At 68.3% G+C, this 23,918-nt stretch carries 28 protein-coding genes and 1 pseudogene; 22 read left to right on the top strand and 7 right to left on the bottom strand.

The window, feature by feature from the left end; genetic code table 11:
* The first annotated feature begins 13 nt into the window (after window positions 1–13).
* Together ACTIEY_RS15990 and ACTIEY_RS15985 are read left to right on the top strand one after the other, a co-directional pair.
* Complete coding sequence (locus ACTIEY_RS15990; protein ID WP_439520114.1) at window positions 14–676, top strand: response regulator transcription factor; 663 nt, start codon at window positions 14–16, stop codon at window positions 674–676.
* On the top strand, window positions 673–2,022 hold the full coding sequence (locus ACTIEY_RS15985) for an ATP-binding protein (RefSeq protein ID WP_439520113.1): 1,350 nt from the start codon (window positions 673–675) through the stop codon (window positions 2,020–2,022). Before ACTIEY_RS15990 ends, ACTIEY_RS15985 begins: the two co-directional genes overlap by 4 nt.
* Here ACTIEY_RS15985 and ACTIEY_RS15980 read toward each other — a convergent pair.
* Window positions 2,007–2,438: a DUF4148 domain-containing protein gene (locus tag ACTIEY_RS15980; RefSeq protein ID WP_439520112.1), complete on the bottom strand. Its 432-nt coding sequence runs from the start codon at window positions 2,436–2,438 to the stop codon at window positions 2,007–2,009. The genes ACTIEY_RS15985 and ACTIEY_RS15980 overlap by 16 nt on opposite strands.
* Window positions 2,439–2,640: 202 nt before the next feature.
* On the opposite strand from ACTIEY_RS15980, the gene ACTIEY_RS15975 reads away from it, so the two are divergent.
* From ACTIEY_RS15975 to ACTIEY_RS15955, 5 genes are all read left to right on the top strand, one after another.
* Window positions 2,641–3,573, top strand: a complete 933-nt coding sequence (locus tag ACTIEY_RS15975; protein WP_439520111.1) for a LysR family transcriptional regulator — start codon at window positions 2,641–2,643, stop codon at window positions 3,571–3,573.
* A gap of 103 nt (window positions 3,574–3,676) precedes the next feature.
* Window positions 3,677–4,468, top strand: a complete 792-nt coding sequence (locus ACTIEY_RS15970; protein WP_439520110.1) for a hypothetical protein — start codon at window positions 3,677–3,679, stop codon at window positions 4,466–4,468.
* A 27-nt stretch (window positions 4,469–4,495) separates the two neighbouring features.
* The gene (locus tag ACTIEY_RS15965) at window positions 4,496–5,062 is read left to right on the top strand and encodes an RNA polymerase sigma factor (protein ID WP_439520109.1); all 567 of its coding nucleotides are present in this window, start codon (window positions 4,496–4,498) and stop codon (window positions 5,060–5,062) included.
* Window positions 5,059–5,871, top strand: coding sequence for a hypothetical protein (locus tag ACTIEY_RS15960; RefSeq protein WP_439520108.1), 813 nt, complete (start codon window positions 5,059–5,061; stop codon window positions 5,869–5,871). Before ACTIEY_RS15965 ends, ACTIEY_RS15960 begins: the two co-directional genes overlap by 4 nt.
* A gap of 21 nt (window positions 5,872–5,892) precedes the next feature.
* Window positions 5,893–6,678 carry an SDR family NAD(P)-dependent oxidoreductase gene (locus ACTIEY_RS15955; RefSeq protein WP_439520107.1) on the top strand — a complete coding sequence of 262 codons (786 nt, stop codon included), beginning with the start codon at window positions 5,893–5,895 and terminating at the stop codon, window positions 6,676–6,678.
* Window positions 6,679–6,698: 20 nt separating this feature from the next.
* Here the strand turns inward: ACTIEY_RS15955 and ACTIEY_RS15950 are convergent, their stop codons facing one another.
* The gene (locus ACTIEY_RS15950) at window positions 6,699–7,445 is read right to left on the bottom strand and encodes a hypothetical protein (RefSeq protein ID WP_439520106.1); all 747 of its coding nucleotides are present in this window, start codon (window positions 7,443–7,445) and stop codon (window positions 6,699–6,701) included.
* A gap of 15 nt (window positions 7,446–7,460) precedes the next feature.
* Between ACTIEY_RS15950 and ACTIEY_RS15945 the strand changes: the two genes are divergently transcribed.
* Both ACTIEY_RS15945 and ACTIEY_RS15940 read left to right on the top strand, forming a co-directional pair.
* A complete protein-coding gene (locus tag ACTIEY_RS15945) occupies window positions 7,461–8,165 on the top strand; it encodes a DUF6065 family protein (RefSeq protein WP_439520105.1) in 705 nt (234 codons plus the stop codon).
* 12 nt (window positions 8,166–8,177) lie between these two features.
* A complete protein-coding gene (locus ACTIEY_RS15940) occupies window positions 8,178–8,915 on the top strand; it encodes a hypothetical protein (protein ID WP_439520104.1) in 738 nt (245 codons plus the stop codon).
* A gap of 5 nt (window positions 8,916–8,920) precedes the next feature.
* Here the strand turns inward: ACTIEY_RS15940 and ACTIEY_RS15935 are convergent, their stop codons facing one another.
* Window positions 8,921–10,276: a S8 family serine peptidase gene (locus tag ACTIEY_RS15935; protein ID WP_439520103.1), complete on the bottom strand. Its 1,356-nt coding sequence runs from the start codon at window positions 10,274–10,276 to the stop codon at window positions 8,921–8,923.
* 116 nt (window positions 10,277–10,392) lie between these two features.
* On the opposite strand from ACTIEY_RS15935, the gene ACTIEY_RS15930 reads away from it, so the two are divergent.
* The gene (locus tag ACTIEY_RS15930; RefSeq protein WP_439520102.1) at window positions 10,393–10,893 is read left to right on the top strand and encodes an RNA polymerase sigma factor; all 501 of its coding nucleotides are present in this window, start codon (window positions 10,393–10,395) and stop codon (window positions 10,891–10,893) included.
* 1 nt (window position 10,894) lies between these two features.
* Window positions 10,895–11,689 (top strand): hypothetical protein, encoded by a 795-nt coding sequence (locus ACTIEY_RS15925; RefSeq protein ID WP_439520101.1) that lies wholly within the window; start codon window positions 10,895–10,897, stop codon window positions 11,687–11,689.
* Between the two features lie 7 nt (window positions 11,690–11,696).
* Here ACTIEY_RS15925 and ACTIEY_RS15920 read toward each other — a convergent pair.
* Both ACTIEY_RS15920 and ACTIEY_RS15915 read right to left on the bottom strand, forming a co-directional pair.
* Window positions 11,697–12,930 (bottom strand): annotated as a pseudogene (locus ACTIEY_RS15920) (MFS transporter).
* Window positions 12,920–13,384: a MarR family winged helix-turn-helix transcriptional regulator gene (locus tag ACTIEY_RS15915; protein ID WP_439520100.1), complete on the bottom strand. Its 465-nt coding sequence runs from the start codon at window positions 13,382–13,384 to the stop codon at window positions 12,920–12,922. Before ACTIEY_RS15915 ends, ACTIEY_RS15920 begins: the two are co-directional and overlap by 11 nt.
* Before the next feature lie 51 nt (window positions 13,385–13,435).
* Here ACTIEY_RS15915 and ACTIEY_RS15910 point away from each other — a divergent pair, with 51 nt between their 5' ends.
* The 8 genes from ACTIEY_RS15910 (at window position 13,436) to ACTIEY_RS15875 (ending at window position 20,633) form a co-directional block, all read left to right on the top strand.
* Window positions 13,436–13,978 (top strand): PaaI family thioesterase, encoded by a 543-nt coding sequence (locus ACTIEY_RS15910; protein WP_439520099.1) that lies wholly within the window; start codon window positions 13,436–13,438, stop codon window positions 13,976–13,978.
* Window positions 13,979–13,983: 5 nt separating this feature from the next.
* The gene (gene gloA, locus ACTIEY_RS15905; protein ID WP_439520098.1) at window positions 13,984–14,394 is read left to right on the top strand and encodes a lactoylglutathione lyase; all 411 of its coding nucleotides are present in this window, start codon (window positions 13,984–13,986) and stop codon (window positions 14,392–14,394) included.
* Window positions 14,395–14,467: 73 nt separating this feature from the next.
* Entirely contained in the window at window positions 14,468–17,416 is a 2,949-nt protein-coding gene (locus ACTIEY_RS15900; RefSeq protein WP_439520309.1) for a monovalent cation/H+ antiporter subunit A, read from the top strand.
* Window positions 17,416–17,772, top strand: coding sequence for a Na+/H+ antiporter subunit C (locus ACTIEY_RS15895; RefSeq protein WP_439520097.1), 357 nt, complete (start codon window positions 17,416–17,418; stop codon window positions 17,770–17,772). The genes ACTIEY_RS15900 and ACTIEY_RS15895 overlap by 1 nt, the downstream gene beginning before the upstream one ends.
* On the top strand, window positions 17,769–19,469 hold the full coding sequence (locus ACTIEY_RS15890; RefSeq protein WP_439520096.1) for a monovalent cation/H+ antiporter subunit D: 1,701 nt from the start codon (window positions 17,769–17,771) through the stop codon (window positions 19,467–19,469). Before ACTIEY_RS15895 ends, ACTIEY_RS15890 begins: the two co-directional genes overlap by 4 nt.
* Window positions 19,466–19,957: a Na+/H+ antiporter subunit E gene (locus ACTIEY_RS15885; protein WP_439520095.1), complete on the top strand. Its 492-nt coding sequence runs from the start codon at window positions 19,466–19,468 to the stop codon at window positions 19,955–19,957. Before ACTIEY_RS15890 ends, ACTIEY_RS15885 begins: the two co-directional genes overlap by 4 nt.
* Window positions 19,954–20,232, top strand: coding sequence for a K+/H+ antiporter subunit F (locus tag ACTIEY_RS15880; RefSeq protein ID WP_439520094.1), 279 nt, complete (start codon window positions 19,954–19,956; stop codon window positions 20,230–20,232). Before ACTIEY_RS15885 ends, ACTIEY_RS15880 begins: the two co-directional genes overlap by 4 nt.
* Window positions 20,229–20,633 (top strand): Na+/H+ antiporter subunit G, encoded by a 405-nt coding sequence (locus ACTIEY_RS15875; RefSeq protein WP_439520093.1) that lies wholly within the window; start codon window positions 20,229–20,231, stop codon window positions 20,631–20,633. The genes ACTIEY_RS15880 and ACTIEY_RS15875 overlap by 4 nt, the downstream gene beginning before the upstream one ends.
* A gap of 10 nt (window positions 20,634–20,643) precedes the next feature.
* On the opposite strand, the gene ACTIEY_RS15870 is transcribed toward ACTIEY_RS15875, so the two are convergent.
* Window positions 20,644–21,153 (bottom strand): OmpA family protein, encoded by a 510-nt coding sequence (locus ACTIEY_RS15870; RefSeq protein ID WP_439520092.1) that lies wholly within the window; start codon window positions 21,151–21,153, stop codon window positions 20,644–20,646.
* 48 nt (window positions 21,154–21,201) lie between these two features.
* On the opposite strand from ACTIEY_RS15870, the gene ACTIEY_RS15865 reads away from it, so the two are divergent.
* Window positions 21,202–21,846 carry a gamma-glutamylcyclotransferase gene (locus tag ACTIEY_RS15865; RefSeq protein ID WP_439520091.1) on the top strand — a complete coding sequence of 215 codons (645 nt, stop codon included), beginning with the start codon at window positions 21,202–21,204 and terminating at the stop codon, window positions 21,844–21,846.
* On the top strand, window positions 21,843–22,490 hold the full coding sequence (gene pdxH, locus ACTIEY_RS15860; RefSeq protein WP_439520090.1) for a pyridoxamine 5'-phosphate oxidase: 648 nt from the start codon (window positions 21,843–21,845) through the stop codon (window positions 22,488–22,490). The genes ACTIEY_RS15865 and pdxH overlap by 4 nt, the downstream gene beginning before the upstream one ends.
* Here the strand turns inward: pdxH and ACTIEY_RS15855 are convergent.
* Entirely contained in the window at window positions 22,487–23,401 is a 915-nt protein-coding gene (locus ACTIEY_RS15855) for a LysR family transcriptional regulator (protein WP_439520089.1), read from the bottom strand. The genes pdxH and ACTIEY_RS15855 overlap by 4 nt on opposite strands.
* 107 nt (window positions 23,402–23,508) lie before the next feature.
* Here ACTIEY_RS15855 and ACTIEY_RS15850 point away from each other — a divergent pair, with 107 nt between their 5' ends.
* A complete protein-coding gene (locus ACTIEY_RS15850; RefSeq protein WP_439520088.1) occupies window positions 23,509–23,907 on the top strand; it encodes a tautomerase family protein in 399 nt (132 codons plus the stop codon).
* Window positions 23,908–23,918 lie beyond the last annotated feature (11 nt).

The following is a 23,918-nucleotide window of genomic DNA, read 5'->3' as shown; positions in this document are numbered from 1 at the left end:
CACACTACGCCCCATGAACGTTTTGCTTGCCGAGGACGACACCATGCTGGGCGCCAGCATGGAACGGGGCCTGCGCATGGCCGGGTTTTCCGTGGCGTGGGTGAAGGACGGCCTTCGGGCGCAGGCGGCGCTGCAAGCGCAGACCTACGACCTGCTGCTGCTCGACATCGGGCTGCCGGGCCAGGATGGTCTGCAGCTCCTGCACTGGCTGCGCGCCGAGCACCTGTCGCTCCCCGTGCTGGTGGTGTCGGCGCGCGACGCGGTGGGCGATCGGGTGGCCGGCCTGAACCTGGGCGCCGACGACTACCTCACCAAGCCGTTCGACCTCGACGAACTGGTGGCGCGCATGCACGCGCTGGCGCGGCGTGTGGCCGGCCGCGCGCCATCGGAACTGCAACTCGGGCGGCTGGTCATCCGCCCCATGCGCCGCGAGACCCTGCTCGACAACCAGCCCGTCGCCCTTGCCACGCGCGAATTCGACCTGCTGCACGCGCTGATGGAGCGCCCGGGCCATGTGTTCTCGCGTGAACAGCTGGAGAACCGGCTCTATGGCGAGCACGAGGAACTCTCGAGCAATGCCATCGAAGTGCATGTGCACCACCTGCGCCGCAAACTGGGCAGCGCCTGGATCCGGAACGTGCGCGGGGTGGGCTACAAGCTGGTCGAGGCGGGATGAACTCGATCCGCCAGCGCCTGCTGTTCTGGCAGATCACCGCGCTGGTCATCACCTGCGTCCTCGTCAGCGCCCTCACCTACCAGCTGGCCTGGCAGGCGTTCAACCGCGAGCGGGATTTCGCCATGGAGCAGATCGCGCACTCGGTGGTGCGCCATGGCGTGCGACCCGGTTCGTGGGCCTCGAATCCACCGGCGGCACCGGCCACGGCCGACGACCTCGGCCGCTTCATCAGCCAGATCTGGTCCCCCGACGGCGAGATCCTGTACAGCTCGGTCAATGGCACCGGACCTCCCTTGCAGCAGGCCGGCTTTCATGAAGTGGCGTGGTCGGGCGAGTCCTGGCATGTGTACACCCTCGTGGATCCACAGCAGATCGTGCAGGTGGCCAAGACCTCCAGCGACCGCGCCAGCAGCTTTGCCCGGCTCGCGCCCTGGGTGCTGGTGCCCAGCGTGCTGCTGGTGCTGGTCCTCAGCACCCTGATCCACGCCGCTGTGAGCCGTGCCCTCAGGCCGCTGGACTCGCTCGGGCGGGACATCCAGCGGCGCGACGGCAACGACCTGCATCCGCTGCCCGTACAACGCCTGCCACGGGAACTGGCGCCCCTGGCGATGGCGCTCAACCAGTTGCTGGGGCGCGTCGGTGAGCTGCTCACGCGCCAGCGGCAGGTGCTGGCCGACGCCGCGCACGAACTCAACACCCCGCTGGCCGCCGTCAAGCTGCAGGCCCAGCTGGCGCGACGGTCCGAAGATGGCCAACGCGACGCCGCGCTGGACGACCTCGACAAGGGGATTGAACGCAGCACCCACCTGGTGGCGCAACTGCTGCAGATGGCCCGGCTGGAACCCGATGTGCAACAGCGACACCCCCGGCCGCTGCGCTGCGACCAGATGGCGGCCGATGTGGTGGGCGCGTTTTCCGCACGGGCCGATGCGCGCCAGATCGATCTGGGACTGGAATCGAGCGATGCGGCCACCGTGTGGATGGACGCGGAGGACTTTCGCGTGCTGCTCGACAACCTGGTGGACAACGCACTGCGGCACACGCCCGTGGGCAGCCGCGTCGACATCCGGGTGCGCCTGGCCGGCGAACGCGTCACGGTCACCGTCAACGACAACGGCCCGGGCATCGCCCAGGCCGAGAGAGAACGCGTGCTCCAGCGCTTTGTGCGACTCAACCCGCAGGACACCTCCGGCAGCGGGCTGGGACTGGCGATCGCCAGGCGCATCGCCGAACGCAACGGCGGCGGCATTGAACTGGCCGACAGCCCGTGCGGCGGGCTGTCGGTGTCGGTGCACCTGCCGGCGCACCGCGGTGCGAGCGCCGGGGACGGTCAGTTCACCGGGTAGTCGTTGCCGATCGGGTGCAGGCTGCCATTGCGCAGGGCTTCGCGCACTTCGGCACGCACTTCCTCGCGCGTCTTGCGCTGCGCCACATAGCGCTGGGGCGCGAGTTCACGTGCCGTCGCGCCGGTCTGGCCATCGGCAATCAGGGTGCCGTTGTCGCGGGCCTCGTCCAGCTCGCCCTGCACTTGCGAGCGGCTCTTGGAAACCACCACCGGCGATGCGTATTGCTGCGGGTAGAGCTGGTTGAAGCGCAGGCCGGATTCGCCGTTGGCGATCAGGTCGCCAGCGCGCTGGGCCTGGGCCAGTTCGGCGCGCACCTGCTCGCGGGTCTTGCCTGCGGCGGGATCGGCAGCCAGGGCATGGCCTGCAACCAGGGTGGAAAGAGCGAGGGCCACAACGGAGAGACGGGTGCTTTTCATGACATTTTTCCTTGAGTTGGTTGGAACCTGCGAGGCGCTCACTTCTGGTGAACCGCCTGGCTTCGATGCCACTGAACCGGGTTGGCTTTGCATCGATGGATGGACTTTAAAGTTTCTGATTCCGGAGAAAAACAACCCTATTGCTATTACTACGTTTCTGTTTCAGCAACAATGGCGCGTTGCCCCCTACCAGAAAGCCTCCATGGACCGCCTTGCCTCAATGCGCGCCTTTCAGAAAGTGATCGACGAGGGCGGCTTTGCGGCCGCAGCCCGGGCGCTGGACATGTCACCGGCGGTGGTCACGCGCCTGGTGGCCGATCTGGAGGAGCACCTGGGCACGCGCCTGCTCCATCGCACCACGCGGCGCGTCTCGCTCACCGAAGCGGGCGACGCGTACCTGGACCGCGTGCGCCTGATCCTGCTGGAACTGGACGAGGCCCACGCGCTCGTGAGTTCCCACACCAGCGAACTGGCTGGTGTGCTTCACCTGCTGGCGCCGCCGGTGCTCGCCACGCACGTGCTCGCGCCGCTGGTCAGCGGCTTCCGGCAGGCCTACCCCAAGATCCTGCTCGACATCGATGTCGAGTCCCACCGCGAGCCTCCCATCGAGGACTACGACATCACCCTCATGGGAGCGAGCGACAGCTTCGACGCCAACGTGATTGCGCGCAAGGTGATCTCCACCGAGGCCATCCTGCTGGCCTCACCCGACTACCTCAAGCGCAGGGGCGTGCCGCACTCACCCGAGGAACTGGGCCAGCACGACTGCCTGCGCCTCAAGCCCGCCACCGGCCGCAGCCGCAGCTGGCGCCTGCTGCACGCCCTGGACGTGGACCGGCACATCGACATCGATGTGCAGCCCGTGCTCTGGGCGAACCACAACGACACCCTGATGCACGCAGCGCTGGATGGCGCAGGCATCACCTCCTCGACGGTCGAACTGGCGGCCCCGCTGCTGCAGAACGGCGACCTCGTGCGCGTGCTCAATCCCTGGATCACGGGCCGGCTCACGATGTACGCCGCCCTGCCCAGCCGCAAGTTCATGCCACGGCGCACCCAGGTGTTCCTGGACTACCTCACCGAGCAGACCCGCATGCGGGTCGGCAGCGCGCTGGCCACCTGCGAGAGCTGCTGAACGCGGCCAGGCACAGGTCGTTACAACCTGGCCCCGCGCGGTCAACCCCGCGGCGCGCCCTGGTTCGTTTCAACAGGCTCCATCCACTTCACACGGAGCCCGCATGCCATCCCGTCCCGCCGTTAGCGCCACCTTCTCACTGGTGGTCGCGCTCGTCTTCATGAGCGCCCTGCCCGCCCACGCCGTGGGCGGCCTCACCGATGTGCAGCTGATCGACCGCGACAGCGGCGAGACACTGAGCGTCTACCGTCACCAGGGCGAGCACTGGGTTGCCGGGCGCCCGGGTGCGCGCTATGCGGTCTCGGTGCGCAACGCCACGCCCGGCCGTGTGCTGAGCGTGGTGTCGGTCGATGGGGTGAACGTGGTCTCGGGCGAGACCGCGAACTGGCGGCAGACCGGCTACGTGCTATCGGCCTGGCAGCAGCACGCCATCAATGGCTGGCGCAAGAGCGACACCGAGGTGGCGGCGTTTCACTTCACCGCCTCCAGCGAGTCCTACGCCGAGCGCACAGGCCGGCCGGCGCACGTGGGTGTGATCGGCGTGGCTGTGTTCCGTGAAAAGCCGGTGCCACCGCCCCCGCCAGCCATGGCGCCTTCGCCGATGTTGCGCGAACAGGGGGCGGCGCAGGAGAGTCGCTCGTCCGCACCGGCCAGTGCCGCCGACGCGGCCGCCCGGCCCAGACTGGGCACGGGCCACGGTGAGCGCGAGACCTCGCTGGTCGGCCACACCACCTTCGAGCGCCGCAGCCAGCGACCCGACGAACTCATTCGCATCCGCTACGACAGCCGGGAGAACCTGGTGGCGATGGGTGTGATTCCAACGCAAGCCATGCCGTCGAGGCCGAATCCATTCCCGGGAAGCGTGTCGCCTGGCTACACGCCGGACCCGAACTGAAAGGACCCGGCAACCATAATCTTGGGCATGACCGAGCCCGCCGACGAAGCGCTGATGCTGGCCTATGCCAGCGGCGACGCGCTCGCGTTCGAAGCGCTTTACGACCGCCACGCCCTGCCGGTGTGGCGCTTCGTACAGCGCAGCGTGCGCGACAGCGCGCTGGCGGACGATCTGGTGCAGGACGTGTGGTTTTCATTGCTGCGCCACGCACCGCAGTACGAGCCGCGCGCGAAGTTCAGAACCTGGCTCTTCACGCTGGCGCACCACCGAGTGGTGGACCACTGGCGCACGCACAAGCGCCACAGCAGCCTGGACGCCGACACCGTGGAAGGGGCGGCCCTGGTGGACACGCTGGCTGCGGATTCGGGCTTCGGGCCGGTGCGCCAACTGCAATCGCGCGAGCAGGCGCAGGCCCTGCTCGATGCACTGGGCGCGTTGCCTGCCGCACAGCGCGAGGCCTTCCTGTTGCAGGCGGAAGGCGGTCTGAGCGTCGCCGAGATTGCCCAGGCCACCGGTGTGGCCCACGAGACGGCCAAGAGCCGCCTGCGTTATGCGCGCGAGCGCCTGCGCCAAACGCTGGAGAACCTGGCATGACACGCGAAGATCCCCTTCTTGAACGCTACCGCGAAGCCAGCGCGCTGGACCCGGCGCGGCCCTCGATCGACGTGCGGGAAAACGTCCTGGCGCGCGCCCGTGCCGCAGCGAAAGCGCCCCCCACCGAGCCCCGCCCTGTGGCGGCCAACGATGCCTTCTGGCGCTGGCGCGCGTTCGGCGGCCTGGCGGTGATCGGCCTGGCCACACTGGTGGTTCTACAGTTCGATCGCGGCACACCCGAGGAACGCGACGCGGTGATGTCACCGGCTCCACCCCGCGCCAGCGCACCATCCAGCACGCCTGCACCCGTCGCTCCACCGGCGTCCTCCACTCGGCCCATCCAGCCCATCCAGCCAACCCGGCCTGCGCCACCCGCCGCCAAGGCTGTCACACCAGCGGCCCCAGAGGCACGCACCCGGTCTGCCGAACCGGTGAAGCCCTCACCCCCTCCAGCTCCAGCCTCACCCGCCCTGCGCGCGCCCGGTGCCCCTGCCCCGGCAGCGGTTCAGGACCACAACGCCGACGCCATGGCGGAACGCGCGCCGCTCCCCAGGGCGCAGGCCCGATCCGAAGCCCAAGGCACGTTGGCGCGCGAGGTCGATGTCAACGCGATCGACGCCCAAGGGCGCACGGCGCTCATGCGCGCCGCCCTGCGGGGCGACGCTGCCCGGGTGCGCCGCCTGCTGGAAGCGGGTGCCGACCCCGCGCGCCGCGACGCGGCGGGTCGCAACGCCGCCGAGCTGGCGCGCGAGGCCGGTCATGCCGAGGTGCAGGCCATCCTGGAAGCAGCCAGCGCGCCGCCGAGATGAACCACCGCTACCATGCGGCACATGAACGCCTCTCCCGTTTCCCCCGTGCACTTCGGCCACCACGGCCGGGTGGTTCTTGTCACCGGTGGCGCGCAAGGCATCGGGGAAGCCTGTGCGCGCCGCTTTGCGCGTGAAGGCGCGAAGGTGGTGCTGGTGGACCTGGCGGACCGGCCCGGACAGGCGCTGGCGGCCGAACTGCAGGCGCTCTACGTGCATGGCGACGTGGGGCACAAGTCGGACGTGGACGCTGCCGTGGCCATGGCGCTCCAGACCCATGGCCGCATCGACGTGCTGGTCAACAACGCCGGCATCTTCAAGGCGGCGGATTTCCTCGACATCACCGAGGCGGACTTCGATGCGGTGCTGCGCGTGAACCTCAAGGGCGCCTTCCTCATGGGCCAGGCGGTGGCGCGCGCGATGGTGGCCACCGGGGGCGGCAGCATCGTGAACATGAGTTCGGTCAACGGCGTGCTCGCTATCCCCAGCATCGCCAGCTACAACGTGAGCAAGGGCGGCATCAACCAGCTCACTCGCGTGATGGCGCTGGCGCTGGCCGACCAGGGCATCCGGGTCAACGCGGTGGCCCCGGGCACCATCGCCACCGAACTGGCCGCCAGGGCGGTGCTCACCAGCGATGAGGCGAAGCACCGCATCCTCAGCCGCACGCCCATGAAGCGCCTGGGTGAACCGGCCGAGATCGCCGACGTGGTGGCCTGGCTCGCCAGCGACGCCGCCAGTTACGTGACCGGCGAGATCGTCACGGTGGACGGCGGGCGCATGACGCTGAACTACACCGTGCCGGTCTGAAGCGGCGGCTTTACACCTGCTTACCTTGCCCACGGGAATGCGCGGCACGTCTGCCGCGTTGTCGGGTCAGGCTCTGGTGCCCGCCCCAACGGCGTGCGCCGGAATGTTCCTAACCAACCTGCAAAGAGGATTCCCATGAAACAACAACTGGGTGTGATCGTGACGGCCGTGGCCGGCCTCGTCGGCAGTGGCGCTGCGCAGGCGCAAGGCCTGGGCTCGGCCAAAGATTTCGCGGCTCTGGCACAGGAGGTGCTCGAAAGTGTGAACCCGCTGCAGGTCACGGCCGGCAACAGCAGTTCGAACAGCAGCTCCAACGGCAGCTCGGGGGGATCGCGCGGCAACGGCGCTTCGTCCGCCGGCTCGCGCGGCAGCGGCAGCATGGGGCGCAGTTCGAATTCGTCGAGCAATTCCTCGTCGAACTCGTCCTCAAATTCCTCCAGCAATTCGTCCTCCAACTCCTCTTCCAATTCCTCCTCGAATTCATCCAGCATCTCGTCCAACAATTCGTCGAGCAACAGCAGCTCCAACTCGTCGAACAACAGCAGCTCGAACAGCAGCCGCAACGGCGCACGCGCCGACTCCGCCGTGCATGGCTTCTTTCGAGGCTGGGAAAACGGCGTGAACAGCGCAGCGCGCGCCATCGGCATCGCGCCCAGCCAGCCAGCGCGCCGTGCCTCCAACAGCAGCAGCAACAGTTCGTCCAACTCCAGTTCGAACAGCAGCAACAACAGCAGCCGCTGAGGCGCGCTATCCTGCGCCATCTGCATTCAGTTCCGCACCGCATGACTGGCGAACCCGAGCCGAAGATCGAATTCCTCTGCGCCCCGGAAGACCTGGGCGTGATCGCTGCCCCGGTGCCGGCGCGCGAGGCGCTGCCCGATTGGTTCAAGCGGCTGGCGCCGGTGGACAAGCAGCACCTGTCCACCACCGACAACGCACTCACCGTCAAGCGTTGCATGCCGTTCCTCGATGCGCTGATGACCGGCTGGATCCTGCCGCTCGCGGCCACGGTGCGCATCGAGATCACCGACAACGGCCAGACCGTGAACACCGGTTGGGATTTCGATCGCCCCATGGTGAGCAACCACCACCCCTACCAGGTGGCTGGTCACCCCATGCAGCCTCGTCCGCCCTGCAAGTTCCACAACCACTGGACCATCCGCACGCCCAAAGGCTGGAGCTGCCTGTTCATTCCGCCGATGAACCAGCCCAACGGCGTGGTGGAGATCGCCGCCGGCGTGGTCGACACCGACGAGTACACCTCGCTCATCCACTTTCCGTTCTTCGCCATCGCGGCCGATGGCCTGTATTCACTGGAGAAGGGAACGCCGTTGGTGCAGGTGATTCCGTTTCGCCGCGCCGACCTTCAGCTTTCCGGCGAGGTGCGTGCCGAAACCGAGGCGGAGGCCCTGGAACGCATCCGCATCCAGCGCGCCACGGGTGCCGGTGACGGCTGGTACCGGCAGCAGGCGCGCGAGAAGCGCTGAGGCCTGAACGACATGTGTCTGCCTTCCCTGCGCTTGCTGCTGGCTTCACTGGCCCTGGTCATGAGCGGATGCGCGCAACTGCCGGCTGGCGGCCTGCAGGACGCGCTGGATGCGATCACGCCCACGCCGCGCGCGCAGACGGTCCCCATCGATCTGCCACCCGCGCCGCGTCCTGCGGCGCGAACGGGCGACACCTACGTGTTCGGTGCTTCATCGGTGCGCCGCGTGGCGGCGATCACGCCCACCGCGTTGACCTGGACCACCACCGATGGTGAACGCTACCGCTCCAGTCGCGAGTTCTTCGCGCCGCTGCTCGAACAGGCACGCCCCCAGCAGCGCCACCGCAGCACGCTCAGCGGCCAGCCAGGCGCGCTCTGGCCCCTGAGTGTGGGCAGGAAGGTGAGCTTCGAGGAAACGCGCGTGACGTGGCTGGCCACCGTGGACCGCGAGATCACCACCCGCTTGCGCTGGGACTGCGAAGTGCAGGACGCCCGCCTGAGTTCGGTGCCAGCAGGCGATTTCGACACCTTTCATGTGGTCTGCAAGGCCTACCGGCCGGGCTTCTTCCTGCCGCTGCAGACCGTGACCTGGGACTACGCGCCTTCGCTCGGGCACTACGTGCGCCGCACCTGGTTCGAAGGGGGGCGCGCGCGGGAAGCCACCCTGGCCGCCGCGCTGCCCGCATCGTTGGCCACGCCGCCGCGCATCGCCGCCACGCTGCAGCGGCTGGCGGCGTCGGCCACGCCCTGAATCCCTCAGCCGCAGCGCAGCGGCACCAGCGGAAGGCCCCAGCCAAACACCGCGTCGCGACCGGGCGTGCCCAGGTCCGCCACCGGCACCGCGCCGCCTGACAACCAGTCCGCGCGCGAGAGCCGGCCTTCGTGCATGGACTGCGACAACTTGGCCACCAGGAAAGGCACGGCGAAGGAAGTGCCGCTGCGGGGGCGCACGCCACCCTCGGCGTCGGCCGTGGGCAGGTCAACCCCCGGCAGCGCGAAGTCCACGGTGTCGCCTTGCTGGGCGCGCCAGTAGATGCGGCGGTCGGCGGACACCGCCGTGGCGCCCAGCACCCCCGACAACGCAGCGGGGTGGGCAGGTTCCGCGTTGCGCCCTCCGTTGCCCACGGCCGCCACCACCACCACGCCGCGCGCCTGGGCCCGCGCGATCGCGCCGGCCAGCACGAGGTTGGGCGGGCCTGTCAGGCTCATGCCGATCACTTGCGCGCGCTCCGCCACCAGCCAGTCGAGACTGCGCACCAGGCCCAGCGCATCGGCAGCGACATCACCCGATGGCCGCCGGAAGAACGGCACGGCCGCCAGCAGGCGTGCGCGCGGCACGAGCCCAGGCAGGCCCCCACCGGGCTGACCCACCAGCAGCGTGGCCACCGCCGTGCCATGGGCCGCGTCTGCAGCCGCCCGCCCGGGTTCGACGAAGTGGCGCGTGCGCAGGTCGGCGCCGCGCAAGGCGGGCAAGTCGATCGCCACCTCGGCGTCGACCATGCCGATGACCTGTTCGCGGCCGCATCGCGCCGCATCCGGTGGCCAGTCCAGACCGGCCATGGCGGCGCAGCTGGGTCCTTCGCAAGCCTTCCCGGCATCCTGGGCAGACTGCGCGAGCCGGTACTGGTGGTGCAGGTCGAACACCCCGGGGTCGCGTTCGCTGGCGATGTCGCGCGCGGTGCGTGCGTCGATGCCCGGTGGCAACTTCAGGCGCACCACCCGCAGGCCCAGGCTGCTCTGCTCGCTGCTCTGCACCACGCGGGCGCCCCACTGCCGCACACGCTGCAGCGCGGCCGCGCTCGGGTTGAGCGCGATCAGTTCGTCCACCACAAACTGACCGGCCATCACCGGCAGCGCTGGCGCGCGCGGTCCGGGGTCGAGTTCCTGGCCGCCGGCGTCTACGCCGCCGCCGTCGGCGCTGGCACCCCCACTGGAGCCGCCTCCGTCATCCCCGTCGTCGCCGTCGTCGCCGTCATCCCCATCGTCACCGCCATCCGATTGCGCCCAGGCCACCCCCGAGCCATGGTCCGTCCACGGCAAGGTCCCCAGCGCGAACGCGTGCAGGAACACCAGCAGGATCAGCGCGCGGCGCCAGGCAGAGGGAGAAGGCATGCGAGTGATCGGACCTTTAGGGCAACATCGGCATAGCGTACAACGCGGCCTGGGTGTCGGGTATTCCGCAGCCCGCGGAATAAACCCGTGCGCGAAACGTTGTCTGCCGAAACACCATGCCTGAAGAAGATCCACGCGCCCAGATCATCAGCCTGCTGCCACGCCTGCGCCGCTTTGCCCACGGGCTCACGCGCGACGGCCAGCAGGCCGACGACCTGGTGCAGTCGGCCTGCCTGAAGGCGCTGGAGCGCTGGCACCAGTACCAGGCCGACACCAGTCTGGCGAGCTGGATGTTCCGGATCGTGCAGACGAACTGGCTGGACGACTACCGCGCGCGCCAGCGGCACAAGACCGATGCCGACAGCGACGCGATCCCGGAGCAGATGGGCGAGGACGGCCGGCAGGTGGTGGAACGGCGCAGCGAACTGCGCGCCGTGCGCGGTGCGCTGCTTCGCCTGCCGCAGGACCAGCGCGAGGTGCTCATGCTGGTCACCGTGGACGGCCTCACCTACCAGGAAGCCGCGCAGGCGCTCGGCATCCCGGCGGGCACGGTCATGAGCCGGCTGGCCCGTGCGCGCATCAAGCTGGCCGACGCACTCTCCGGGAAAGGAGACTGACATGCACATCGATGACGACATCCTGATGGCCTACCTCGACGGACAACTCCCCGAGTCGGACTACGCCAAGGTGGAGCAGGCGCTGGCCGACAGCGAAGCGCTGCGTGAGCGCCTGCAGGCGCTGGTGGACAGCGGTGAACTGGCGCGACGCAGCTTCGATGCGGTGCTGCTGGAGCCGGTGCCGCCGTCGCTGATCGCTTCGATCTGGCGCGCGCCCGACCCGCGGGTGCAGCGGCCCCCCACGGGCGGCGCGGGGCACCCCGGCACGCCGTGGCTGTGGCGATTCTTTGGCATGGCACCCGGGCGGCGCAGCTGGACCGCGCTGGCCTCGGTGATGCTGCTGTTGGTCGGCGGTGTGCTCGGCTGGCAGCTGCTTCAACCTTCGGAAGAGGTGCGCTGGAGCCTGCGCGAGGGCCAGCGGGTGGAAGACCCCTCGCTCGCCCTGGCGCTCGAGGTTTCGCCCAGCGGGCGCGTGTTGCGCACGGCCAGTGGCGCGGTGGAGGTGCTGGCCAGCTTCGAGCGGAGTGGGGGCGGCCACTGTCGCGAGTTCAACCGCAGCACGCCGCGCGGCACGCGCGATGAACTGGGCATCGCCTGCCGCACTCCAGGGGGCGACTGGCAGCTGGAATTCCTGCTCGCCGAAGATCGCCAGGCCGATGGAGGGCCCTCGACCTACCAGACCGCCAGCGAGCGGCAGCACGAAGCCGCCGATGCCTTCTTGCGCAAGCGCGTGAGCGGCCCGGCGCTGGACGACGGTGAAGAAAATGCGTTGATCGCGCGCGGCTGGCAGCCATGAGCCGCGATCACGCCGGTTGCGCCCGCACCACGCGCGCCTCCCGGATGGGCAGGTGGATGAGCGCCGCGCCCACGGCGAGCACGATGTCGATGTACCAGACCCAGTCGTAGCTGCCGGTGGCCTCGAACACCTGGCCACCCAGCCAGGCACCCAGGAAACCGCCCACCTGATGCGACAGCATCACGATGCCGAACAGCATGGCCATGTTGCCGGTGCCGAAGAACTTGGCCACGAGGCCGACGGTGGGTGGCACGGTGGACAGGAACGTCAGGCCCATCACGGCGGCAAAGATCAGCATGACCGCCTCGGTCTTGGGGGCGAGCAGGAACACCAGCACAGCAATGGCGCGCGTGGCGTACACCAGCGAGAGCAACGACTTCATGCGCCAGCGCCCCACGGCCCAGCCCATGGCCAGGCTGCCGATGATGTTGAAAAGGCCGATGATGCCCAGCGCCCACGCACCCACGGGCGCGGGCAGCCCGCAGGCCGCGACCACGCCGGGCAGGTGCGTGGCCAGAAACGCGACGTGAAAGCCGCAGACGAAGAACCCGGCCGACAGCAACAGGTAGCTGGGGTTCTTCAGGGCCATGGCGATGGCCTGGCGCGCGGGCAGGGCCACGGGCGCAGGGGCAGCGCCGGCTCTGGCGGCCGGGCCTGGCCCGCGCAGCACCCAGGCCGCCGGCAGCGCCAGCAGCACGATGAGCCCGAGCACCTGCAGGGCGCTGGCCCAGCCCAGACCGAGCGTCAGTGCAGCAGCCACGGGGGCCATGACGAACTGCCCGAACGAACCTCCCGCGTTGACGATGCCGGTGGCCATGCCCCGGCGCTCGGCTGGTATCAGCCGCGCGGTGGCCGCCATCAGCACCGAGGGCCCGGCCATGCCGGCGCCGCCCGCTGCGAGCACGCCGATGGCCAGAATCAAGCCCCAGGTGGTCGTCATGAACGGGGTGATGAACGTGCCCAGCGCCACCAGCGCGATGCCCACCAGCAGCACGCGTCCGGCGCCCACGCGATCGGCCACGGCACCTGCGAACGGTTGCGTGAGCCCCCACCAGAGCTGCCCCGAACGCGAACGCCAGGCTGATGCTGCCCACGCCCAGGCCTGTGGACGTGTTCAGCGGCGAGAGGAAGAAGCCCATGGTCTGGCGCGTGCCCATGGTGAGCGCAAAGGCACCCGCAGCCGCCAGCAGCACGAGCCACCAGACCATGGGCCGGACCGGGGAGTGGGTGTCAGTCTTCATGCGTGTCCTCTTCGTGGAAAGCCGCCAGGCCCTGGTCCAGCAGATCGTGAAGGGCGGCCACCGTGGCCGGGCCCAGCTTGTCGTTGAGCGAGAGTTGCGCGGCCTTCCAGCGGCGCTGCGCCTGCCGGCGCATCTCGAGCCCGGCTTCGGTGATGTGCACGAGGCGGCTGCGCGCGTCATGGCCCGCGCCCATTTCCAGCCACCCGGCGGCCACCATCGGTTGCAGGTTGCGGGTGAGCGTGGAGGCACCCATGTCCATGCGCCGGGCCAGCTCGCCAGGCGCCAGCGGACCGAGCCGGTCCACATGGGTGAGCAGCGAGTACTGCGTGATCTTCAGGCCTGCTGCCGAGAGGTGCTGGTCGTAGTGCTGTGTCACGCGCCGCGTGAGCTGGCGCAACTTGAAATTGGTACAGCCCGAGGGCTTGGTGGTTGTCGCCTGGGTGTCGGATGTCATTTCATGATTGTATCTACAATGATTGCACCTGCAAACAGAAGGACAAGCACCATGACGACCGAAGAAACCCTGGCGCTCTGGAACCGCGAGTACGACGCCACCGTGCAGCGCATGAAGGCTGGGGCCGGCCCCGGCCTGGCGAGCCGGGAGGCCTTTGCCGGCCTGACCGGGATGCAACAGATGCAGGCGATGCTCGAGGGCAAGGCGCCCTATCCGCACATCGCCGACACCATGGACTTCTCGCTGGTGGAGATTGGCGAGGGTCGCGCGGTGTTCCAGGGCACACCCCAGCTCAAGCACTACAACCCGCTGGGCTCGGTGCACGGCGGCTGGTACGCCACGCTGCTGGACTCCGCCGTGGGCTGCGCGGTGCACACGGTGATGCCGGCGGGTCGCGGCTACACCACGGCCGAGCTGAGCGTGAACATCGTGCGCGCGGCCTCGTTGAAGAGTGGACCGCTGCGGGCCATCGGCACCGTGGTGCACGCCGGACGGCAGCTGGCCACTGCAGAGGGCCGCATTGTCGGGGCGGACGGCAAGCTCTACGCGCATGCCACGACGACATGCCTGGTTTTCGAGATGCCCGCACAATAGCGCGCATGCGAATCCTCCACACCATGCTGCGCGTGGGCAACCTCCAGCGCTCCATCGACTTCTACACCCAGGTGCTGGGCATGCAATTGCTGCGCACGTCCGAGAATCCCGAGTACAAATACTCGCTGGCGTTCGTGGGCTACGAAGGCAACCCGGCGCAGGCCGAGATCGAACTCACCTTCAACTGGGGCACCGAAAGCTACGACATGGGCACGGCGTATGGCCACATTGCACTGGGTGTGCCCGATGCCTACGCGGCCTGCGAGAAGATCAAGGCCGCCGGTGGCAACGTGACGCGAGAGGCCGGCCCTGTAAAGGGCGGCAGCACCGTGATCGCCTTCGTGACCGATCCCGATGGCTACAAGATCGAGTTGATCCAGCGCACGGAGAACGCCGGCGGCGCAGGCCTGCGTTGATGCAGGAGAAACCGGCAGCGCCACGCGCTGCGGAGTTGCATCCTCCACACCGTAAACTCGGGCGGCGATGACCCTGCCCCTGTTCACCCTCGTTCTTCTCCCATTCCTGGGCAGCCTGATCGCTGCCCTGCTGCCTTCAAACGCGCGCAACACCGAGTCCACGCTGGCCGGCGCCATTGCGCTGTTCTGCGCGGTGCAGGCCGCCATGCTGTTTCCCGAGGTGTCCACGGGTGTGGTGATCCGGCAGGAGATCACCTGGCTGCCCTCGCTGGGACTCAACCTCGTGCTGCGCATGGACGGCTTCGCGTGGATGTTCTCCATGCTGGTGCTGGGCATCGGCGCGCTGGTGGTGCTGTACGCGCGCTACTACATGTCGCCGGCCGATCCGGTGCCGCGTTTCTTCTCGCTGCTGCTGGCCTTCATGGGCGCCATGAGCGGCGTGGTGCTCTCGGGCAACCTCATCCAGCTGGTGGTGTTCTGGGAACTTACCAGCGTGTTCTCTTTCCTGCTCATCGGCTACTGGCACCACCGCAAGGACGCGCGGCGCGGCGCGCGCATGGCACTCACGGTGACCGGCACCGGCGGGCTGTGCCTGCTAGCCGGGGTGCTGGTGCTCGGGCACATCGTGGGCAGCTACGACCTGGACGTCGTGCTCGGTGCGGGTGCAGTGATTCGCGACCACCCGCTCTACAGCACGGCGCTGGTGCTGGTGCTGCTGGGCGCGCTCACCAAGAGCGCGCAGTTCCCGTTTCACTTCTGGCTGCCCAACGCCATGGCCGCGCCCACCCCCGTGTCGGCCTACCTGCATTCGGCCACCATGGTCAAGGCGGGTGTGTTCCTGCTCGCCCGCCTGTGGCCTGCGCTCGCGGGCACGGACGAATGGTTCTGGATCGTCACGTGCTCGGGGCTCATCACGCTGCTCATCGGCGGCTTCGCGGCCACGTTCCAGCGTGACCTCAAGAGCCTGCTCGCGTATTCCACGATCTCCCACCTGGGACTCATCACCACGCTGCTCGGGCTCAACAGCCCGCTGGCCGCCGTGGCCGCCGTGTTCCACATCATCAACCACGCCACCTTCAAGGCCTCGCTGTTCATGGCGGTGGGCATCATCGACCACGAGACCGGCACCCGCGACATCCGCCGCCTCAGCGGCCTGCGGCGGTACATGCCCATCACCGCCACGCTCACCATGGTGGCCGGCGCGGCCATGGCGGGCGTGCCGCTGCTCAATGGCTTCATCTCCAAGGAAATGTTCTTCACCGAAGCCGTGTTCGTGAACGCCGCGCCGTGGTTCCAGCAACTCATGCCCGTGGCCGCTGTGATCGCGGGCGCGCTCAGCGTGGCTTACTCGCTGCGCTTCATCGTCGACGTGTTCTTCGGCCCCGACACCTGCGCGCAACTGCCGCGCATGCCGCACGAACCGCCGCACTGGATGCGCGTGCCCATCGAACTGCTGGTGCTGGTGTGCCTGGTGGTGGGCGTGCTGCCGCAGTGGTCCATCCAGTCCATCCTCACGACCGCGGCCACACCCGTGGTGGGCGGCATGCTGCCGGAGTTCGATCTGGCGGTCTGGCACGGCTTCAACCTTCCGCTGTGGATGAGCCTGCTGGCCATGGCGGGCGGCATCGCGCTCTACCTGCTGTTGCGCGCGCGCCTGGCCGACGGGCGCATCACCCGCACGCCGCTGCTCAGCCTGGTCAGTGGCCAGCGCGTCTTCGAAGGCCTGCTGGCCCTCCTCACCGCCACCAGCCGCAAGGCCCTGCGCCTTCTGGGCACGCGCCGCCTGCAGATGCAGGTGCTGCTGCTGATGGGCGTCACGGTGATCGCAGCGTTCGTCAGCGTGCGGGTGGTGCATGTCACCGAATGGCTGGCGGTCGGCGACCGGCCCTCGCTGCCGTTCTCACCCATGTTCGCGCTGTTGTGGATGGTCGGCATCGGCGCGGCGGTGGGCGCCTCGTGGCAGGCCAAGTACCACCGGCTCACCGCACTGGCGCTCATGAGCGTGGCGGGCCTTGTCACCGTGGTCACGTTCGCCTGGTTCTCTGCGCCCGATCTCGCGCTCACGCAACTGTCGGTGGAAGCCGTGACCACGGTGCTGATCCTGCTGGGCCTGCGCTGGCTGCCCAAGCGCTCGGAAGCGGTGGACCGCCTGTTGCCGCTGCGCACGCGCGTGCGCACCCGCCTGCGGCGCAGCCGCGACCTGCTGCTCGCGCTCACCGCGGGCTGCGGCATGGCGGCCCTCTCGTATGCGGTCATGACGCGCAGCTTCCCGCAAAGCATCTCGCCGTTCTTCCTCGATCGGGCCGTTCCCGAGGGCGGCGGCACCAACGTCGTCAACGTCATGCTGGTGGACTTCCGGGGCTTCGACACCTTGGGCGAGATCGCGGTGCTGGGCATCGTCGCGCTCACGGTCTATGCCTTGCTGCGGCGATTCCGCCCAGCGCCTGAAAGCATGGACTTGCCGGCCCAGCAGCGCGCCCTGCCGGCCGACCTGGCCACCGACCTGGTGAACGCACAGACCGTGGCCGACACGGCGCGTGGCTACCTGCTGGTGCCCGCCGTGCTGGTCCGCCTGATCCTGCCGATTGCCGGCGTGATCGGCGTCTACCTGTTCATGCGCGGCCACAACGAACCCGGCGGCGGTTTCGTGGCCGGCCTGGTGGTGTCCACCGCGTTCATCCTGCAGTACATCGTCTCGGGCACGCAGTGGGTCGAAGCCAACATGCGCCTGCTGCCGGTGCGCTGGATCTCCGCCGGCCTGCTGATCGCCACCGCCACCGGCCTGGGAGCCATCGGGCTCGGCTATCCCTTCCTCACGACGCACACCGCCCACCTGCACCTGCCCGTGCTGGGAGAAATCCACGTGGCCAGCGCCCTTTTCTACGACATCGGCGTCTTCACCCTGGTGGTGGGCGCCACCCTGCTCATCCTCACGGCGCTCGGGCACCAGTCGGTGCGCGGACACCGCCGCGTCAGTTCCGACGTGCGCGGCGCCGGCGGTCAGATTCCAGGAGAGCGCTGATGGAAATCGTTCTGGCGCTCGCCATCGGCGTGCTCACCACCTGCGGCGTGTGGCTCATGCTGCGGCCCCGCACCTACCAGGTGATCATCGGCCTGTGCCTGCTGGGGTACGGGGTCAACCTGTTCATCTTCAGCATGGGCCGCCTGGCCGTGGACAGCGAACCCGTGCTGCTGCCGGGCATCGCCCCCAATCTGCTGAACTACGCCGACCCCATGCCGCAGGCGCTGGTGCTCACCGCCATCGTCATCGGCTTTGCCATGACCGCGCTGTTCCTGGTGGTGATGCTGGCGCAGCGGGGCTTCTCGGGCAACGACCATGTGGACGGTCGTGACGACGATGAGGACGGCCGCCCATGATCGATCTGGCCGACGCCCTCATGCCGCACCTGATCGCGGTGCCCATCCTGCTGCCGCTGGTGGCCGCCTGCGTGCTCATGCTGCTGAGCGAACGACGGCACCGCATCAAGGCCACGTTCGGGCTGCTCGCGACCATCGCCAACCTGGTGGTGGCGGTGCTCCTGCTGTTCTGGGCCAAGGACGATGTGCAGACCAGCGACTATGGGGTCTACCTGCCCGGCAACTGGGATGTGCCCTTCGGCATCGTGCTGGTGCTCGACCGCCTTTCGGCGCTGATGATCTTCGTGGCCGCCCTGGTGGTGCTGATGGCGTTCCTGTTTGCGCTGGCACGCTGGCACAAGGCCGGTGCGCAGTTTCATCCGCTGTTCCAGATCCAGATCATGGGCCTGAACGGCGCCTTCCTGACCGGCGACCTGTTCAACCTGTTCGTGTTCTTCGAGGTCATGCTGGCCGCGTCCTACGGCCTGCTGCTGCACGGTTCGGGGCCGGCTCGCGTCAAGGCCGGGCTCCACTACATCACGATCAACCTCGCCGCGTCCTCGCTGTTTCTCGTGGGCGCTGCCCTCCTCTACGGCGTCACCGGCACGCTCAACATGGCCGACCTCGCCACCCGCATTCCGGAAGTGGCCGCGAGCGACCGCGTGCTGCTGCACGCCGGCTGCGCCATCCTGGCCGTGGCCTTCCTCGCCAAGGCGGCCATGTGGCCGCTCAACTTCTGGCTGGTGCCCGCCTACGCCAGCGCGAGCGCGCCATCGGCGGCCGTGTTCGCCCTGCTGACCAAGGTGGGCATCTATGTGCTGCTGCGGCTCTCCACCCTGCTCTTCTCGGAAGACGCCGGTGACTCAGCCGGCTTCGGCAGCGAATGGCTGCTCTGGGGCGGCATGGCCACGCTCGCCTTCGGTGCCATCGGCATGATGGCCACCCAGCGCCCGGCCCGCCTCGGCGGCTTCGCTGTCATCGTGTCGTCCGGCACGATCATGGCCGTGCTGGGACTCGCCCGGCCGGAGGTCACCGCCACCGCGCTCTACTACCTGCCGGTGTCCACGTTTGCCGTGGCCGCGTTCTTCCTGCTGATCGAACTGCTGGACCGCTCGCGCCAGAGTGATCCCGAGCGGGAACGCGCGCCCGAGGACGAGGAAGACAACCTGCCGTTTTCGATGGCCGAACTCGAACTGCACGGCGCCAACCTGGACGAGGACGAGGAACCTCTGGTGGGCCGAGCCATTCCGGCGTCCACCGCCCTGCTCGGCATGGCGTTCGTGGTGTGCACCCTGCTGCTCGCCGGCCTGCCGCCGCTCTCGGGCTTCGTCGGCAAGTTCGCCATGCTCTCCACGCTGCTGGCGTCTCCGGCGAGCACGGTGACCACCGCGAGCTGGATCTTCATGGGGCTGCTGATCCTCTCGGGCCTGCTCGCGCTGGTGGCGCTCTCGCGCGCCGGCATCCGGTTCTTCTGGACGCCGGTAGACCGGCCCGCACCCGTGCTGCGCGTGGTCGAATTCCTGCCGATCGCCCTGCTCGTGGCGCTGTGCGTGATCTTCACCGTGCGCGCCGAAGCCGTGATGCGCTACACCAGCGCCACCGCCGCTGCGCTCTACCACCCGCGCGGCTACATTGACGCCGTGTTCGCCGCGCGCCCCCTGGTCACGCCCACGAACGCCGAGCGCCTGGGCGTGCCGCCACCGGGAATCAGCCGATGATCCGACGCATCTTTCCTTCACCCATCCTCTCGCTCGCGCTGCTGGCGATGTGGATGTTGCTCAACGGCAGCTTCGGGCCAGGCCAGTGGCTCATGGGCATCCTGCTGGCCTGGCTGGTGCCCTACCTCACGCATTCGCTGCGCCCCACACCCGTGCGCTTCAGCCACCCCATGACCGCGCTGCGCCTGCTGATGCACGTGGGCTCGGACGTGATTGCCTCGAACCTGCGCGTGCTGCGCGGCACCCTGGCCCCCACCAGCCGGGTGCCTGAGGGCGGATTCATCGTGATCCCGCTGGACATGCGCGATCCCAATGGCCTGGCCGTGCTAGCGGCCATCATGTGCGTAATCCCAGGAACCATCTGGTCCGAACTGGCGCTGGACCGCAGCGCGCTGATGGTTCACCTGTTCGACCTGCAGAACGGCGAGGCAGAGATCGAGTTGATCAAGCAGCGCTACGAGCGACCCTTGATGGAGATCTTCGAATGAGCACGGTGCTGTTCTCCGCCATCGTCTTCACGCTGACGTGTTACTCGCTGGCCATGGGGCTCACGCTGGTGCGACTGTTTCGCGGTCCGTCGGCGCAAGACCGCGTGCTGGCCATGGACCTCATCTGCACCATCGTCATGTTGATGCTGATGGTGCTGGCCATCCGCTACCGCAGCGCGGTGTACTTCGAGGCCGCGCTGCTGATTGCCATCTTTGGCTTCGTGAGCTCGGCGGCCATGGCCAAGTTCCTGCTGCGTGGCGAGGTGATCGAATGAGCGCCCAACTTCCGGTCTGGGTGGAATGGTCGGTGGCGCTGCTGCTGGCGCTGAGCGGTGTGTTCACGCTCTCGGCGGCCATTGGCGTGGCGCGCTTCAAGAGCTTCTTTCAGCGCATGCACCCGCCGGCACTGGCCTTCAGCATCTCGGCCTGGTGCGTCACGCTGGCCACCATCATCTATTTCTCCGTGCAGGGAGAGAAGCTGGCGCTGAACGCCTGGCTGATCATCATCTTCCTGTCGCTGACGGTGCCCGTGACCACCATCCTGCTGGCGCGCACCGAGCTGTTCCGGCGGCGGACTTCGCGCGACAGCGGCCTCGACGTGATCCCGCCTTCGTTGATTCACGACGTCGCCGCGCCGCCTGACGCCCAGCAGGCGCAGAAGGCCCGGACGCCCTGAGCCCCTGGGCTCAAGGGGCGATCATCACCTCGACGCGGCGCGCTTCGGCATTGGCCCCCGTGCCCGTGGTCTGCTCGGGCTTGCGCAGCTCCATGGCGTTTTCCGCCACACCCGCACCCACCAGCGCGTCGCGCACGACGATGGCGCGCTGCTTGGCCAGTTCGGCGTTGAATGCCGGGTCGCCGGTGGCGTCGTGGAAACCGGACAGTGTCAGGCGCATGCCCGACTTGGCCGCGCGGATCGCGTCGGCCAGCGCATCGAGAGCGCCTGGGGCCAGATCGGCCTTGCCGGAGGCGAAGTAGAACTTGACCACGCCGTTTTCCACCACCACGCTGGCGTCGTCACCCATGGGTGCGGCCACGGCGGCAGCGGCCGGGGCGGCGGCCGCCATGCCGGGGGAACCGGTGCCGCGCGCCTTCTGGATGCCGAAGGCCACGGCCAGCCCGATGGCGATCACGACGGCAATCATCAAAACGAAGGCCAGTACGCGGAACTCGGGTTCGTCGTCCTGAGAAGACATGGGGCAACTCCGTGAAGAATAATGGTCAAAAACAGCGCACGATTGTAAATGCCCCCTCGCGACAGATTGAAGACACCGCCACGCGATCCCGCGCTGCGAGACGGTGCGCGCATGTTGGCCGACACCCTGGCGCAATGGCGGGCGCAGGGGCCGCGTCCGGACCTCTGGGTGTTTGCCTATGCGTCGCTCGTGTGGCGACCGGAATTCGAAGCTGCCGAACAGCGCCCCGCGCGCGTGCAGGGCTACCACCGCTGTCTGGAGATGTGGAGCCGCGTGAACCGCGGTACCTACGAATGTCCGGGACTCGTGTTCGCCCTCATGGCGGGCGGCAGCTGTGCCGGGCTGGCGCTGCGCGTCCCTCACGAACAGGTGGAAGCACTCATGCCCGTGTTGTGGGCGCGCGAGATGCCCAACCCGGTGTACGACCCGCGCTGGCTGAAATGCCACACACCCCAGGGGCCGGTCAGTGCGTTGGCGTTCACGCTTTCGCGCCACAGCCCGAGCCACACCGGCACGCTCAGCGACGAGCGCTACCGCGAGATCTTTTCCACGTCCTGCGGGCGCTACGGCACCACGCTGGACTACGCCCGCCAGACCTTCGAAGGCCTGCTGCGCCACGGCATCCACGACCACGCCCTGGAGAAGCTGCTCAAGCTGGCCGAACCCGAGGCGCCTCCTATACTGAGCCAATGACCCCGTCCACGAACATCGCCGACCTGCGCAAGAGCTACGAGAAAGCCGAACTCAGCGAGTCGGCTTCGCACCCCGACCCGCTGAAGCAGTTCGACCAATGGCTGCAGGAAGCCATCCGCAGCGAAGTGCCCGAACCCAATGCCATGACGCTGGCCACCGTGGGCCACGACCTGCGCCCGAGCACGCGCGTGGTGCTGATCAAGGGTCTCGATGAGCGCGGCATCGTCTGGTACACCAACTACCAGAGCCGCAAGGGACAGGATCTGGCCGGCAACCCGTTTGCCGCCTTGCAGTTCCACTGGGTCGAGCTCGAGCGCGTGGTGCGCATCGAAGGCGTGGTGGAAAAGGTCAGCGACGAGGAAAGCGACGCCTACTTCCACAGCCGGCCGCTGGACAGCCGCATCGGCGCGTGGGCCAGCCCGCAGAGCGAGGTGATCGAGGGCCGCTCCGTGCTGGTGGCCAACGCCGCGAAGTACGGCGCCCAGTTCCTGTTGCGCCCGCCGCGACCGCCACACTGGGGCGGCTACCGGCTCAAGCCGGAGCAATGGCAGTTCTGGCAGGGTCGCAAGAGCCGGTTGCACGACCGTCTGCGCTACACCGCGCAGGCCGATGGCGGCTGGTTGCGCGAACGGCTCGCGCCCTAGGAAAGATGCCACTGCTTGCGAGCGGTGTCTCGCAGAAAGTCCACGACGGCCCGTACCCGCGCAGCGCCGCGCCGGCCGGGCAGCGAAACGGCGTACATCGTGTGCGAAACGGCTGAAGCATAGGGCGCCAGAACCTCCACCAGCCGCCCCTGAGCCACGTCAGCCGCTGCCAGCGGACACGACAGCATGCCCACGCCGGCGCCCGCCACCAGGGCGTGGTGCACCAGGGCCGACGTGCTTGCTGCCAGGTCCGGCCTCAAGGTGACGTCCACCTTTCGCCCGCCTTTGCGAAACGCCCAGGTGACGGCAGGGCCCTGCGCGGTATGTGCCACTACATGGTGCTGGTGCAGGTCATGGGGCACCTCGGGGACGCCGTGATGCTGCAGGTACGCGGGCGCGGCGTACAGGCGGCGCTCGAACGACCCGAGCGCCCGTGCCACCACCGCTTCGCTGTTGCCCACGGTGGTGCGAAGCGCCACATCGATGCCATCTGTCACCAGATCGGCGACGCGGTCCTCTGCCACCAGTTCGATGCGCAACGCGGGGTGCAGGGCGCGCAGTCGTCCCATCTGAGGAACGATCAACTGTTCGCAGATTTCCTGGCTCGAAGCGAGCCGTACAGCCCCCGCAACACGGTTGTGCTGTCGGGACAGCGCCGATGCGATGTCATCGAAGCGTTCCAGCAGGTCGCGCGCTTCCTGCGCCAGTTCAGCGCCCTCGGGCGTGGCCGACAAGCCATGCGTGGACCGGCGCAGCAACGTGACGCCATAGCCCGCCTCCAGGCGATCCACGCCCCGCGTCACGACCGAAACCGCGACGTCCAGCTCTCGAGCGGCCGCAGAGAACGATCCCAGGTCCATTGAACGGACCAGCCAGCGCAGATCGGCAGGGTCGGGCAAGAAATTCTTCATGGCATTGCCTTTGCGTCTGGAGCAAAACCAATTATGGCGCGGCGGCATTTCCGCATCGCGCCGCTTTTCCTAAAGTGGCGGCACTCCACCACGAAAGGAAATCAGCCATGCCCATCCTCAACGTCAAGGTGTCGGCCAAGCGCACACCGGAACTGTCGGCGCGCATCACCGACACACTGCTCGAACTCACCAGCCGCGTGCTGGGCAAACGCCGCGACCTTACGGCGGTGACGATCGACTATGTCGATCCCCGGGACTGGTTCGTCGGTGGGCAGTCGCTGGACGAACTGAAGATGTCCAGCTTCTACTTCGACGTCAAGGTGGTGGACGAGACCAACACCAAGGCCGAGAAGGCAGCCTACGTGTCAGCGGCGTTCCAGGCATTCGCCCACCTGTTGGGTGACCTGCACCACGAGAGCTACGTCTACGTGCAGGACGTGCGGGCCACCGCCTACGGCTTCGGCGGCAGGACGCAGGAGTGCCGCCACCAGCATCCAGACCAATGAAAGGCGTCACC

This window comes from Hydrogenophaga sp., from assembly GCF_051858985.1.
Classification (GTDB): Bacteria; Pseudomonadota; Gammaproteobacteria; order Burkholderiales; family Burkholderiaceae_C; genus Hydrogenophaga.
This window is presented reverse-complemented; position numbering and strand designations above follow the sequence as displayed.